This is a genomic window from Bordetella sp., assembly GCF_051960075.1.
GTDB lineage: Bacteria > Pseudomonadota > Gammaproteobacteria > Burkholderiales > Burkholderiaceae_B > Bordetella.
The window spans coordinates 1-12,694 of sequence record NZ_JBQCER010000084.1 but is presented as its reverse complement, the minus strand read 5'-3'; the positions used below and the strand labels follow the sequence as shown (position 1 = coordinate 12,694).

The window sequence follows — 12,694 nt, the reverse complement described above, 5'->3', positions numbered from 1 at the left end:
CATCCGCGTACTCGCGGATGGCCCGATCCCGTTTAAATGGAGGAATGGCGTGACCCAGTTGGTGCTTTTCAACATATTCAACGGACTGGTCATCGGCGCGTTCTATGCGCTCATGGCCTTGGGCCTGTCCCTGATCATCAACCTTACTAACGTCATCAACTTCGCCCACGGCGGTTTTCTCGCCCTGGGCGCCTATTTTGCCTACACCCTGGACCCATATCTGGGGTTCTGGGGTGCGCTGATCGTCTCGCCCTTTCTCGCAGCGATCGTGGGCCTGGTTGTCGAACGCGTGCTCATCAGGCCCATGTACAACCGCGACCCTTTGTACAGCCTGCTGCTCACCTTCGGCCTGGCCTTCGTGCTGCAGGACTCGGTGCGCTTCATCTGGGGCGCCCAGGGCTTGCCGCTTACGACGCCCGCCATTTTGAACACCTCGCTCAGCCCGACGCTGTTCTTCCTGACGGGCTACCGGGTCTTTATGGTGGCCTTGGTCGCCGTGGCCGTGGCGGTGCTGTTCTATGTCCTGAAAAAAACCCGGTTGGGCATGCGCATCCGTGCCGGCACGCTCGATCTCGAAATGGTCTCCGCACTGGGTGTCGATGTGCGCATCCTGCGCAACCTCAACTTCGGCCTGGGCATCTTCTTCGCAGGCCTGGCCGGCGTGCTCGCCGCGGGAATGCTTGGGCTCACACCCACTATCGGCGAGGGACTGATCATGCCCAGTTTCGTGTCGGTCATCGTGGGCGGTCTGGGCAGCCTGGTCGGTACGCTCTTCGGCGGCTTGCTGATCGGCGTGGCAGCGGGTCTGGTTACCGTGTTCTATCCCTCCGCCTCCGAGGCCTCCATCTACGTGATCATGGCGATCGTGCTGCTCTTTCGGCCGTACGGTCTGTTTGGCGAAAAAGGCGGAACGAAACTGTGAATCACCGCATGAACATACAAAAAAACACGCAATGGGTACTTTGGCTCATCTTGTTGACCATGCCCTACTGGATCACCCCGCTTGGGGGCTACACAGACCTTGCCACGCGTCTGCTGGTCATCGGCCTGGCGGCGATGGCAACCAACCTTCTGGTTGGCCATAGCGGGGTCAATTCGTTCGGCCACGCCGCCTACTTCGGCTTGGGCGCGTACGCCACGGGACTGACCCTGAAGTACTTCATGCCCAGCACGCCTGCGGCGTTAGTGATCGGGACGCTGGTCGGCACTTTGGGAGGCATGTTGATCGGTTACCTGATCGTGCGACTGCGCGGCATTTACTTCTCGCTGGCGACGATCGCGTTTGGCCAGGTGTTCTACTTCATCGCCTTTCGCTGGAACGCGGTCACGGGCGGTGATAACGGCCTGCGAGGATTCCAACGCCTGCCCATCGACCTCGGGTTCATGAAGCTCGACATCACGACCAGCCTCGCCTTCTACTACATCGTGCTTGCCGTGCTCGCGGTCTGCGCCTGGGCGATGGCCGGAATCCTGCGTTCGCCATTCGGGCATACGATGCAAGCCATCCGTGAAAACGAACGCCGGGCGCAGTTCCTGGGCATACCGGTCAACCGCCACATCTGGATCGCCTACACCATCTCCTGCTTCTTCGTCTCGATAGCGGGCTCGCTCTACGCCCTGCTCAACAACTTTGCCAGTCCCCACGATCTGGACTGGACGCAATCGGGCGACTTCGTGCTCATGGCGGTCATCGGCGGTATGCGCTCCTTCTGGGGGCCGCTACTGGGCGCTGCCATTTTTGTCGTGGCGCAGGACTACCTCTCGGGCATCACTGAAGACTGGATGTTCTTCGTCGGCCTGATTTTCGTGGTGGTCGTGCTGCTGCTGCCGCGCGGCATCGCCGGGCTGTTTCAACGGAGGGCATCATGAGCCTTCTGCAGATCCATAACGTGTCCCAGCATTTCGGCCAGCTCGTGGCGGTCAACGACGTCTCGCTCACTGTCGAGCCCGGCGAGCTGCATGCGATCATCGGCCCGAACGGCGCAGGCAAGACGACGTTTTTCAACATGATCAGCGGGTTTTATCGACCGACCAAAGGTCGTATCGTGTTCGATGGCACCGACGTGACGGACGTGCCGCCGCAAGATCGCGTCGCCATGGGCATGGCGCGCACCTTTCAGATCACGGAAGTATTTCGCGAGCTGACCGTGCGTGAAAACCTGCGGATCGCCGTCGAAGTGACACAGGGCCTCAGGCTGAAGCTGTTCCGCTCAAGGCAAACGGCGCGCGAGACCGAAGAGCGCGTCGACGAATTGCTCGATATGGGACACTTGGCCGAAAAGGCCAATCGTCACGTGGGCGAGCTGTCGCATGGTGACCAGCGTTCCACCGAAATCATGATGGCACTGGCCCTGAAACCTAAATTGCTGCTGCTGGACGAACCTGCGGCGGGCATGGGCACGCAGGAGACATACGAGACCGCGCTCCTGATACGCAGGCTGCACCGCACGCAAAAGCTGACCATCGTTCTGGTCGAACACGACATGCGCGTCATTTTCAACCTGGCCGACCGCATCACTGTGTTGACAGAAGGAGAAGTTCTGGAACGCGGAACACCCGACGAAATCGCCGCCAGCGAAAAAGTACAAGTCGCCTATCTGGGGGAAGCGCATGAAGGCGCTTGAGATACATCAACTCAACACTTACTACGGCAAGAGCCACATCCTTCACGGAATCGATCTGGAGGTCAACGAAGGAGAACTGGTAACGCTGCTGGGCCGTAACGGCGCGGGCAAATCCACCACCCTGCGCAGCATCATGGGACTGACCCCTGCCCGCGCGGGCCACGTGAAAATATTCGGCACCGACTCCACGCACCTTCCTCCGTTTCGCATCGCCGGGCTGGGGGTGGGCTTTGTGCCCGAAGGGCGCCGCGTCTTTTCCAACCTGACGGTCGAAGAGAACCTCAAAGTACCGGTGGATCGTCCTGGACCGTGGAACATCGCCCGCATCTACGAGGCCTTTCCACGCCTGGCCGAACGCAAAGGAAACAAGGGCGGGCAGTTGTCCGGCGGCGAACAGGAAATGTTGTCCATCGCCCGCGTCCTGCTGCTCAACCCCAAGCTGCTCATGCTCGATGAACCTTCACAGGGTTTGGCTCCGATCATCGTGCAGAATGTCTTCGACATCATCGTCGCCGCGCGCAACGAGGGCACTGCCGTACTCCTGATCGAACAAAACGTGCGCGCCGCGATTCGGGTGGCCGACCGCGCCTACGTGCTGGACCGCGGTTCCATCACCTATAGCGGCGCCGCGGCAGAATTCGGCAAGGACGAAAAACGCGTGCAGGAACTGGCCGGCGCCAGCGCGCAGAAATGGGAATTCCCTGACGACTGACGTCCCGAGAATCAACTGCCGTGGATATCCGCACACTCGATATAGACGATCTAGAGCTCATCTGCCGCCATCGCGAAGAGATGTTTCGCGACTCGGGCAGAGGCGATGACGTGCTGCGGCCCATGACCGAGCATTTTCGTGTCTGGGTCAAACCGCGCTTGCTGGACGGCTCGTACTTCGGCTATGCGATGGTCGACGGCGGCGTGCCCGTGGCGGGAATCGGCCTGATGCTGATCGACTGGCCGCCGCACCCCTCGCACCCGACCCAGGACAAACGCGGCTATGTGCTCAATGTGTTCGTCGAGCCTGCGTACCGCAATCGCGGGCTGGCCCGCGAACTGATGCGTCTGGCGGAAGCGGAGTTCGCTCGCCGCGGCGTCGGATACGCGATTCTGCACGCAACGGCCAAGGGTCGGCCGCTCTACCAGGACGAGGGCTGGACGGGCACCACGGAGATGGCCAAGGCCGTGCCGCGATAAAGGTCAGCGATGCCCGAATGATGGCGGTTACGGCGCCCTCGTTGGACTGAGTCAAATTGTCTAAAAGTGATCTGGATTTTAACGATGTCCAGGGTAACATCGCGGTTGCTTTCATTGACCTAACCGGTTCAACCTCGAAACAGAAACGGGCATCATGATTGTCGGTATAGACTTGGGAACGACCCATAGCCTGATCGCCTGCTGGAAAGACGGCGCCCCTCAATTGATTCCAAACTCGCTGGGCAGCGTCCTCACGCCGTCCTGCGTCAGTCTCGACGAAGACGACACCGTGCTGGTCGGCCAAGCCGCCAGGGAGCGTCTGCAGAGCCACCCCGATCGCAGCACCGCTTTGTTCAAGCGCAACATGGGTAGCGCCCGGGAGTTCAAGCTGGGGCGGCGCACTTTCCGCCCCGAAGACTTGTCGGCTTTGATCTTACGCACGCTCAAGGAAGACGCCGAGGCCGCAATGGGCGAGCCGGTTACGGAAGTGGTGATCTCGGTGCCTGCGTATTTTTCGGACGGCCAACGCAAGGCCACCCGACAGGCAGCCTTGATCGCTGGTCTGCACGTGGAACGACTGATCAACGAACCAACTGCGGCCGCCCTGGCCTATGGGCTGCATCAGCGCGACGGCGAATCCCGTTTCCTCGTATTCGATCTGGGTGGCGGTACTTTCGATGTATCGATTCTCGAGCTTTTCGAGGGTGTCATGGAAGTGCGTGCTACCGCAGGCGACAATTTTCTGGGCGGCGAAGACTTCACCAACGAGATTGCGCATTGGTTCATGCAGTCCAGCGGCTTGCCGGAAAAAGCAAGGCGCGATATCCAGTTCATGCAGCATCTGACTGCTCGGGCTGAACTCGCCAAGCGCAATCTGACCACGCAACCCCGGACCGAACTGACCGTGCATTGGCAAGGCCAGAATTACGCGCTGGAACTCTCCGAAGAGCATTACCAGCAGTTGTGCGAACCGCTTTTGACACGCCTGCGAGCACCGCTGGAACGGGCGCTTCGTGATGCGGGACTGCATGCCAGCGACATGCAGGAGATTGTCCTGGCGGGCGGCGCCACCCGCATGCCGATGATCCGAAATCTGGTGACTCGCATGTTCGGCCGCTTTCCCACTACGCAGTTCAATCCGGACGAGGTCGTGGCCATGGGAGCCGCAGTGATGGCCGGTTTGAAAGCGCGCGACGAGAGCCTGCGAGAAGTCGTCATGACTGACGTGTGCCCTTATTCGCTCGGCGTGGGAGCCACGCGTACCCTGCCCAACGGACAAAATATCGACGGACAGTTCATTCCCATCATCGAGCGCAATACCGTGGTTCCGGTCAGCCGGGCCTACGACTTTTGGCCTACGAACGACGGTCAGAAAGTCATGATTTTGAAGATATATCAAGGCGAATCACGCCTGGCGCAAGAAAATATAGAGATTGGAAAACTGTCGGTACCGCTCGAAGGAGGTTCACGCGCCGAGGGCAAGATCGAAGTGCGCTTCACTTACGACGTCAATGGTTTGCTCGAAGTCGAGATCACGCGCGCCAAGACCCAGCAACTCTACCGTCTGGTGATCCAAAATAGCGAAACCTCGATGACTGATGCGCAGGTCGAAAAACGCTTTCAGGAATTGAGCAGCCTGAAAATACATCCTCGCGATCAGCTGGAAAACCGTACCGTCATTGCACAAGCCGACCGCATCCATACGTTCCTGCGCGGCCAGAGCCGTCAGCACATGGCAAACGAAATCGGCGGATTTGAAACGATATTGGCAGGTCAGGACCCACGCCGAATCGAGGCGGCGCGTGAAAGGCTGCTGCAGGTCATTGCTTATTTCGAGCGGGCCGGAGTATTCGAAAGCGATAGTGAACTAAGCTGAGGAACCTCGACATGTTCGACGTGCTCGGCATCGCGCCGACCCAGGACACCAAGGCCATACGGCGAGCCTACGCTACGGCGCTCAAGCAACTGGATCAGCAAGTCCAACGAGAAGCCTTTGAGCGATTACGGTCGGCCTATGAACAGGCAATGAAATGGGCGGAGCGCCACGCTGCCGCGCCCGAACCTACCAACCAGCAAGCGGTTCCTGCGAATACCGAAACCACCTCCTCCACTGCCGAACTCGCCGATTTCAATCAGATCGAAGCACAACGTGAAGCAGCGCTGCATCAAGCCGCCGCCGATGAACTGCGCCACGCCATCACTCAGCGCCATGCAGTCATCCATCGATGGGTGGCCGAGTTGATGGAAGCTTCGGACGAGCAGCTGCCGCAGCGTTGGCGCGCCGCCCTGGAGGACCCCGAGCTACAGCATCTGGAGGCTAGTGCGGTGTTTTCTTCCGCGATCATGGCGGCTCTGGCCGTGCGGCCCGAAGGCAAAATCGCGTTGTTCGAAGCCGCTTCGCAGCGTTTCGACTGGCGGCGCATCGCCCCTTCCGAACACTACACTCCCGAGCTGACTTGGTTGCAGCAAGTCATGGCCGAAGCTGGCGCGGTCGACCGACTGGGTGACGAGCACCGCCGCGGATGCAAACGCATCATCGGCAAAATGCGGAGCATTGCCCAGCCGGACAAAAAGGAGTTGCGAAAAGTCCGCACCGACGTGCTGCTTTATCTGTTCAGCAAACCAGCCTGGCTCACCTTGCATGTATCCCGGGGAACTCAAGAGAACTGGCGCCAGGCATTGATGACCCTAACGCCCGCCAAGCGAAATTCCGGATCCGGCAGAAAAAATATTTTCGGTTGGTGGGGAACTTTCGTCTTTATCTCAGCAATTCTGAAATTGCTGAGCGCGCTCTTGCCGACAGCGGCGAACACCGGCAAGACCGCGCCCCCCCCTCCGTTGATGATAGGACAGCCGACGCCTAGCACTTCTTATTCGCTGCCCGGTGCGTACAAGATCCGGATTGCACTTCCTCGTGTGGTCAGCAGTGCTCAGTCGGGTACGACCGAGCTTTCCCATCAATTCATGATTCCCCTGCTACCGAAAAATCCCAATGGACCGCTACGCAAGATATTGCTGAACATTCCAGATCCCGGTTATCCGGCCCAGGCGCGTGCCCAGGGCAGGCAAGGAGAAGTACAGATCGAAATGCTCATCGACTGGAGCAAGGAAATCAAAGCCTGGGTGCGGCGGTCTTCGGGCTCTCCAGATCTCGATCGGGCAGCCTTGAATGCCATTCAATCCGCTACGATTTCCGGAAACGAAAAGCTGTCGGAAGTTGTACTGGCCACCATGCCGTTTACCTTCAAGCTCGGTCGCACGGACGAACCTTGAAGATTTTCAGCCGATGATCTCCAGCTTGGCGATGCCCAGCGCCAGGGTCTTGGCGCCCACGTCGCGGAACTGGATCTGCGCCTGGGCATCCTGCCCTGCCCCGCTCAAGCCGATGATGGTGCCGTCGCCGAATCGCGCATGGCGCACGCCCTGACCGATGCGATAGTGGATGTCGCCCACCTGCACGCCGCTGGATACGCCGCGCGGCGCGCGCGGCGTGATACTGCTGGCATGCGTTCGGCCGAACGCGTCGCCACGCCAACCGCCGACCGACGGCGATGTATTGCCGCGGCCGCCATTGAAATCATCGCCCCACGATCCGCCGCGGGCGAGGCCCGCCTTGGGCGTGATCCATTTCAGATGCGATTCGGGGATCTCATCGAGAAAGCGTGAGCGCATGGCGTAGCGCGTCTGGCCGTGCAGCATGCGGCTTTGCGCCAGGGTCAGATACAGCCGCTCGCGCGCCCGGGTGATGGCCACGTACATCAGGCGACGCTCTTCTTCCAGGCCGGCTTGTTCGAGGATGCTGTTCTCGTGCGGGAACAGGCCTTCTTCCAGACCGGTGATGAAGACCGCATCGAACTCCAGGCCCTTGGCCGCATGCACCGTCATGAGCTGCACGGCGTCCTGCCCGGCCTCGGCCTGATTGTCGCCGGCCTCGAGCGCGGCGTGCGACAGGAAGGCGTCCAGCGGGCTCAGGCCCACGGCGACCACGCCGTCGGCGTCGATTGCCGCTGCGTCCGCTTCGCCGCTCGCGGGCGGCGCAATGCCGGCCGCCAGGCCGTCGTAGTTCTCTTCATTGGCGAACACAGCCGCGGCGGTGATGAGTTCGTTGAGGTTCTCCAGCCGCTCGGCGCCTTCGCGCTCGGTCTTGTAGTGCGCGATCAAGCCGCTGCCGTCGAGCATATGCTCGACCAGTTCGGGCAGGGGTAGTTCGCGCGTTTCCTGGGCCAGGCGGGCGATGAGCTGGGCGAACTGCGCGAGGTTGGAGCCGCCCTTGCCGGCCACCATGGCCACCGCACCGTGCAGGCTGGTGTCGTGCGCGCGCGCGGCGTCGGCCAACTGCTCCAGCGTGCGCGCGCCGATGCCGCGTGTGGGAAAGTTGACCACCCGCATCCACGAGGTGTCGTCGTTGGGGTTGGCCATCAAGCGCAGATAGGCTAGCGCGTGCTTGATCTCCTGCCGCTCGAAAAAGCGTTGGCCGCCATAGACCTTGTAAGGAATCCCGGCAGAGAAAAGATTGTGCTCCAGGACGCGCGACTGCGCATTGCTGCGGTAGAGCACGGCAATCTCGCGGCGCGCGCGCCCTTCGGCAACCAGGGCGCGCACTTCGTCGACCAGCCACTGCGCCTCCATGGAGTCATTCGGCTGCTCGATGACGCGCACCGGCTCGCCCTCGCCCTGGTCGGTCCACAGGTTCTTGCCCAGGCGGCCGCTGTTATGGCCGATGAGTGCGTTGGCCGAATCCAGAATGTGGCCGAAGGAACGGTAATTCTGCTCCAGGCGGATGACCGTGCCGTGCGCGTAGTCGCGCTCGAAGTCGGCCATATTGCCCACGTGCGCGCCGCGAAAAGCGTAGATGGACTGGTCGTCGTCGCCCACCGCGAAGATGTGCGCCCCGCCCCCCGCCAACAGCCGCAGCCACTTGTACTGCAGGATGTTGGTGTCCTGGAATTCGTCGACCAGGATGTGGCGAAAGCGCCGCTGGTAGTGCTCGCGCACCGGCGCGTTGCGCGAAAGCAGCTCGTAGGCGCGCAACAGCAGCTCGGCGAAATCCACCACGCCTTCGCGCTGGCACTGCTCTTCGTAGAGCTGGTAAAGCTCGACCAGGCGACGGCTGTGGGCGTCCCAGGCTTCCATCTGGCCGGGGCGTTCGCCGCCCTCTTTGGCATTGTTGATGAAGCGTTGCACGTCGCGCGGCGGGTATTTCTCGTCGTCCACGCCATGCGCCTTGAGCAGACGCTTGATCGCCGCCAACTGGTCGGCCGTGTCGAGGATCTGGAAAGTCTGCGGCAGCCCGGCGTCCCGGTGGTGCGCGCGCAGCATGCGGTTGCACAGTCCGTGGAAAGTGCCTATCCACAGGCCGCGCGTATCAATGGGCAGGACGGCCGTCATGCGCGCGAGCATCTCTCGCGCGGCCTTGTTGGTGAAAGTCACGGCCAGCAGACCGTATGGGCTGGCCTGGCCGGTCTGGATGAGCCAGGCCATGCGGGTGGTCAGCACACGCGTCTTGCCGCTGCCGGCGCCGGCCAGCACCAGCGCATGTTGCGCTTCCAGCGTGACGGCGGCCCGCTGTTCGGGATTGAGTTTGTCCAGCACTACGAAAAAGTCCCCAAAAACGATTCGGCCCCCAACTGGGGGCCGAAAACCTTGAGCCAGTGCAGCGATTATGCCGCGTAACGGCGCAGACGCATGGCGAACTGCTCCAGTCCGGTGATGCCGCTCTTTTGAGCGCGCTGGCACCAGGCCTGCAGATCGGCCAGCAATTGCTCGCTGCTGGCGCTGGAGCTTTCCCAGAGACGGCCCAGTTCGCGACGCATCTGCACCAGAGTGGACAGCATGGGATGCTGGGCGATGGCGCTGTCGACCTCGGCGATCTGCTCGGGCTGCAGCACTTCCTCGTTGCGGGTCAGGGAGCGGCGCAGGCGGATGCGATCGGAACGGCTCTGCAGCTTGGAAAGCTCTTCGCGAGCGGCCTGACGGATGACATCGGCGTAGCGGGCCATGACCTCGTAGCGGTGCGTGATCACGCCCTGCAATGTGCTCAGATCGATGGCGCGGGCTCCGGTGTCGAGCTTGAGCTTGGGGGCCACCTTCTTGATCTTTGCCAGGCCCAGCACGCGCAGCACGCTGATATAGCCCCAGCCCACGTCGATTTCGAACCACTTGGTCGAGAACTTGGCCGAGGTGCCGTGTGCGTGATGGTTGTTGTGCAGCTCTTCGCCGCCGATGATGAAGCCCCATGGGAACACGTTGGTGCTGGTGTCCGGGCTGTTGAAGTTGCGGTAACCCCAGTAGTGGCCAATGCCGTTGACCACGCCCGCCGCCCAGAAAGGAATCCAGGCCATTTGCACGGCCCACACGGTCAGGCCGATAGCGCCGAACAGCGAGATGTCGATAGCCAGCATGATGAGCACACCCCACAGGCTGTGCTTGGCATAGAGGTTGTCTTCCAGCCAGTCGCTAGGCGTGCCGTGGCCGAATTTGGCCATGGTTTCCTGGTTGGTCGCCTCGACGCGGTAGAGATCGGCGCCGCGGAACAGCACCTTCCAGATGCCGAACAGCATGGGCGAATGCGGATCGCCCTCTTTTTCGCACTTGGCGTGATGCTTGCGGTGAATGGCGACCCATTCCTTGGTGACCATGCCGGTCGTCATCCACAACCAGAAGCGGAAGAAGTGCATGACCGCCGGATGCAGATCCAGGCCCCGGTGGGCTTGACTGCGGTGCAAGAAGACCGTGACGGCCACGATGGTGACGTGGGTCATGACCAAGGTGTAGATGACGACCTGCCACCAATGCGCCTGCATCAGGCCGCCTGCAAGGAAAGTAGAAATAAGTTCCATAAAGCTGTAGTTCCGCCTCTGTAGAGGTACACGTAAAGTACCGAAAGGGATTCTACTGATTCTAGCCTACCCAAGGCCGATTTTGACAGCTAAATTTCAAATACTTCCTATGCAAAATCAAGGACTAAGGATGCGCACATCGAGCTTCGGGCGCGCAGTGCTGGCCATGGCCGCCCTGGCATGCGCCGCTCCGGCTCTGGCCGAGGGCCAGACCCCGCCGCCGCTGCAACCCGGCCAGCAGATCGTCCTGGCCAATTACTTCGAACTCAGCGGCACCGGCTGCAGCGCCTTGAGTCCACCCATCATCACCATCACCCAGAAACCCGCGCTGGGCACCCTTACCGTGTCGCGCACCGAGGGGGTGGTCAACACCAGCTCACCCAAGTGCGCAGTGCGGTCCAAGGCGCTGCCTATTTCCCAGGTGTTGTATACAGCCAACAAACCGGGACTCGACAATATGGCCTGGTCCGTCACCTTTCAGCAACGCTGGGGCCCCCATGGCCGATATCCGCGCATGGACTACGGCAGCGCTCGGCTGAAGATCAACCCTGGGGCGCTTCTTCCGGCGCAGCCGATTCCGGCTCCGTCGACGCCGCCGGCTCATCCATGAGCGGCTCGGCGCTTTCGTCCGGCGTTGCCGCTGCGGCGCGGGCCACGGCCTTCCTGCGTTCGAACACGGCGGCGAAGAAGCCGTCCGTGCCATGCCGGTCGGGACGCAGCTGCACGTAGGGACCGCTCAGCGCCAGGTCCGGCACGCGCTGGGCCAGCAGCGCCGCCGCGTCCAGCCGCTCGAAGTCCGGATGTTCCGCCAGGAAACGCTCCGCCTGACTGGCGTTCTCTTCTTCGAGCAGGCTGCAAGTGGCGTACACCAGCCTTCCGCCGGGCGCAACGCAGCGCGCAGCGCTCTTGAGAATGCGGTGCTGCAATTCAGTCAGCTCGGACAGCGCCTCGGGGTGCTGGCGCCACTTCAGGTCGGGATTGCGGCGCAGCGTGCCGATACCGCTGCAAGGCGCGTCGACCAGTACGCGCTGAGCCTTGCCGGCCAGGCGCTTGACGCGCGTGTCGTTCTCGCCTTCGATGACAACCGGCACGACGTTGGACAGGCCGCTACGCGCGAAGCGAGGCTTGGCGCGCGCCAAGCGGGCCGCCGACACGTCGAAGGCATAAAGCCGACCGGTTGAGCGCATCAACGCCCCCAACAGCAGCGTCTTGCCGCCAGCGCCGGCGCAGAAATCGATGATCATCTCGCCACGGCGCGGCGCCACCAGCAGCGACAGCAACTGACTGCCCTCGTCCTGCACTTCCAGGCTGCCGTTCTCGAACTGCGGCCAGCGGTTCACCGGAGGATGCCCGGCCACACGGATGCCCCAGGGCGAATAGGGCATGGGTTCGGGCGCGTAGCGCGCGCCAGGGCCGTCGCGCAGCACGGCCAGCAGCGCATCGCGCTCGACCTTGAGCGGATTGGCGCGCAGATCCAGCGGTGCGGGCTGGTTCAAGGCCTGCATCAGGCTCTCGGACTCGTCAAGGCTTCCCAGGCGCTGCGCCAGCCAATCCGGCATGCTGTGGCGCACTTCGCGCGATAACGTGGCGGGGTCGATCTTCGCGGCCTGCGAAAGCCAGTCGTCCTCGTCGGGTTGCAGCGCCTCGGCCAGGCGCTCACGTCCGATCGTGGCCGCCAGACCCAGAACCGCCAGACGGCGCGCGGCGGGCCCCACGCCAGTCTCGGCAAGGCGGCGATAGCGGCGCAGGTGCCGCAGCACGTCATAGACCGCCTCGGATATCTCGCCGCGGTCGCGGCCGCCCAGCTTGGGATTGGCTCGCAGCCACAGCGACAGGACGGCATCGGCAGGTTGCTCCCATTGCAGGACTTCTCCCAGCACGCGCTGGACCTGCTCGATGCGCATGGCCGCCAGCGGCATGCGAGGACGGTCGTCGCGCGGCGCGGGACGATTGCCGCCCGTGGCTCGGCCACGGGGTAGCGAAGGTTTGCTCATGAATGTTCCAGCATGAAAAGTCGTTGCGGCTCGCCCGCCACCTCGA

General features: G+C 62.1%; 11 protein-coding genes. 8 read left to right on the top strand and 3 right to left on the bottom strand.

All coding sequences use genetic code 11. The annotated features are described in order from the left end of the window. Window positions 1–49: 49 nt before the first annotated feature. The 7 genes from ACTHJ1_RS14120 (at window position 50) to ACTHJ1_RS14090 (ending at window position 7,088) form a co-directional block, all read left to right on the top strand. Window positions 50–922, top strand: coding sequence for a branched-chain amino acid ABC transporter permease (locus ACTHJ1_RS14120; RefSeq protein ID WP_440193418.1), 873 nt, complete (start codon window positions 50–52; stop codon window positions 920–922). Between the two features lie 8 nt (window positions 923–930). Beyond that, a complete protein-coding gene (locus ACTHJ1_RS14115; RefSeq protein WP_440193416.1) occupies window positions 931–1,869 on the top strand; it encodes a branched-chain amino acid ABC transporter permease in 939 nt (312 codons plus the stop codon). After that, window positions 1,866–2,624, top strand: a complete 759-nt coding sequence (locus tag ACTHJ1_RS14110) for an ABC transporter ATP-binding protein (protein WP_440193414.1) — start codon at window positions 1,866–1,868, stop codon at window positions 2,622–2,624. The genes ACTHJ1_RS14115 and ACTHJ1_RS14110 overlap by 4 nt, the downstream gene beginning before the upstream one ends. Further along, window positions 2,611–3,336 carry an ABC transporter ATP-binding protein gene (locus ACTHJ1_RS14105; RefSeq protein ID WP_440193412.1) on the top strand — a complete coding sequence of 242 codons (726 nt, stop codon included), beginning with the start codon at window positions 2,611–2,613 and terminating at the stop codon, window positions 3,334–3,336. Before ACTHJ1_RS14110 ends, ACTHJ1_RS14105 begins: the two co-directional genes overlap by 14 nt. A gap of 20 nt (window positions 3,337–3,356) precedes the next feature. Next, the gene (locus tag ACTHJ1_RS14100; RefSeq protein WP_440193410.1) at window positions 3,357–3,815 is read left to right on the top strand and encodes a GNAT family N-acetyltransferase; all 459 of its coding nucleotides are present in this window, start codon (window positions 3,357–3,359) and stop codon (window positions 3,813–3,815) included. Window positions 3,816–3,969: 154 nt separating this feature from the next. Further along, the gene (locus ACTHJ1_RS14095; RefSeq protein WP_440193408.1) at window positions 3,970–5,691 is read left to right on the top strand and encodes a molecular chaperone HscC; all 1,722 of its coding nucleotides are present in this window, start codon (window positions 3,970–3,972) and stop codon (window positions 5,689–5,691) included. An 11-nt stretch (window positions 5,692–5,702) separates the two neighbouring features. After that, complete coding sequence (locus ACTHJ1_RS14090) at window positions 5,703–7,088, top strand: TonB family protein (protein WP_440193406.1); 1,386 nt, start codon at window positions 5,703–5,705, stop codon at window positions 7,086–7,088. A 6-nt stretch (window positions 7,089–7,094) separates the two neighbouring features. Here ACTHJ1_RS14090 and ACTHJ1_RS14085 read toward each other — a convergent pair whose 3' ends face one another. After that, window positions 7,095–9,407, bottom strand: a complete 2,313-nt coding sequence (locus ACTHJ1_RS14085; protein ID WP_440193404.1) for a UvrD-helicase domain-containing protein — start codon at window positions 9,405–9,407, stop codon at window positions 7,095–7,097. Window positions 9,408–9,475: 68 nt separating this feature from the next. Next, window positions 9,476–10,654, bottom strand: a complete 1,179-nt coding sequence (locus ACTHJ1_RS14080) for a DesA family fatty acid desaturase (RefSeq protein WP_440193402.1) — start codon at window positions 10,652–10,654, stop codon at window positions 9,476–9,478. Window positions 10,655–10,784: 130 nt separating this feature from the next. Between ACTHJ1_RS14080 and ACTHJ1_RS14075 the strand changes: the two genes are divergently transcribed. Then, window positions 10,785–11,264, top strand: coding sequence for a hypothetical protein (locus tag ACTHJ1_RS14075; protein WP_440193400.1), 480 nt, complete (start codon window positions 10,785–10,787; stop codon window positions 11,262–11,264). On the opposite strand, the gene ACTHJ1_RS14070 is transcribed toward ACTHJ1_RS14075, so the two are convergent. Beyond that, a complete protein-coding gene (locus ACTHJ1_RS14070) occupies window positions 11,197–12,534 on the bottom strand; it encodes an RsmB/NOP family class I SAM-dependent RNA methyltransferase (protein ID WP_440193494.1) in 1,338 nt (445 codons plus the stop codon). The genes ACTHJ1_RS14075 and ACTHJ1_RS14070 overlap by 68 nt on opposite strands. Window positions 12,535–12,694: the final 160 nt, after the last annotated feature.

Excerpts from the sequence above, each read along its gene's own strand:
- ACTHJ1_RS14080 (WP_440193402.1), bottom strand. The coding sequence starts at position 10,654 with ATGGAACTTATTTCTACTTTCCTTGCAGGCGGCCTGATGCAGGCGCAT.
- ACTHJ1_RS14110 (WP_440193414.1), top strand. The coding sequence starts at position 1,866 with ATGAGCCTTCTGCAGATCCATAACGTGTCCCAGCATTTCGGCCAGCTC.
- ACTHJ1_RS14105 (WP_440193412.1), top strand. The coding sequence starts at position 2,611 with ATGAAGGCGCTTGAGATACATCAACTCAACACTTACTACGGCAAGAGC.
- ACTHJ1_RS14090 (WP_440193406.1), top strand. The coding sequence starts at position 5,703 with ATGTTCGACGTGCTCGGCATCGCGCCGACCCAGGACACCAAGGCCATA.
- ACTHJ1_RS14095 (WP_440193408.1), top strand. The coding sequence starts at position 3,970 with ATGATTGTCGGTATAGACTTGGGAACGACCCATAGCCTGATCGCCTGC.
- ACTHJ1_RS14075 (WP_440193400.1), top strand. The coding sequence starts at position 10,785 with ATGCGCACATCGAGCTTCGGGCGCGCAGTGCTGGCCATGGCCGCCCTG.
- ACTHJ1_RS14115 (WP_440193416.1), top strand. The coding sequence starts at position 931 with ATGAACATACAAAAAAACACGCAATGGGTACTTTGGCTCATCTTGTTG.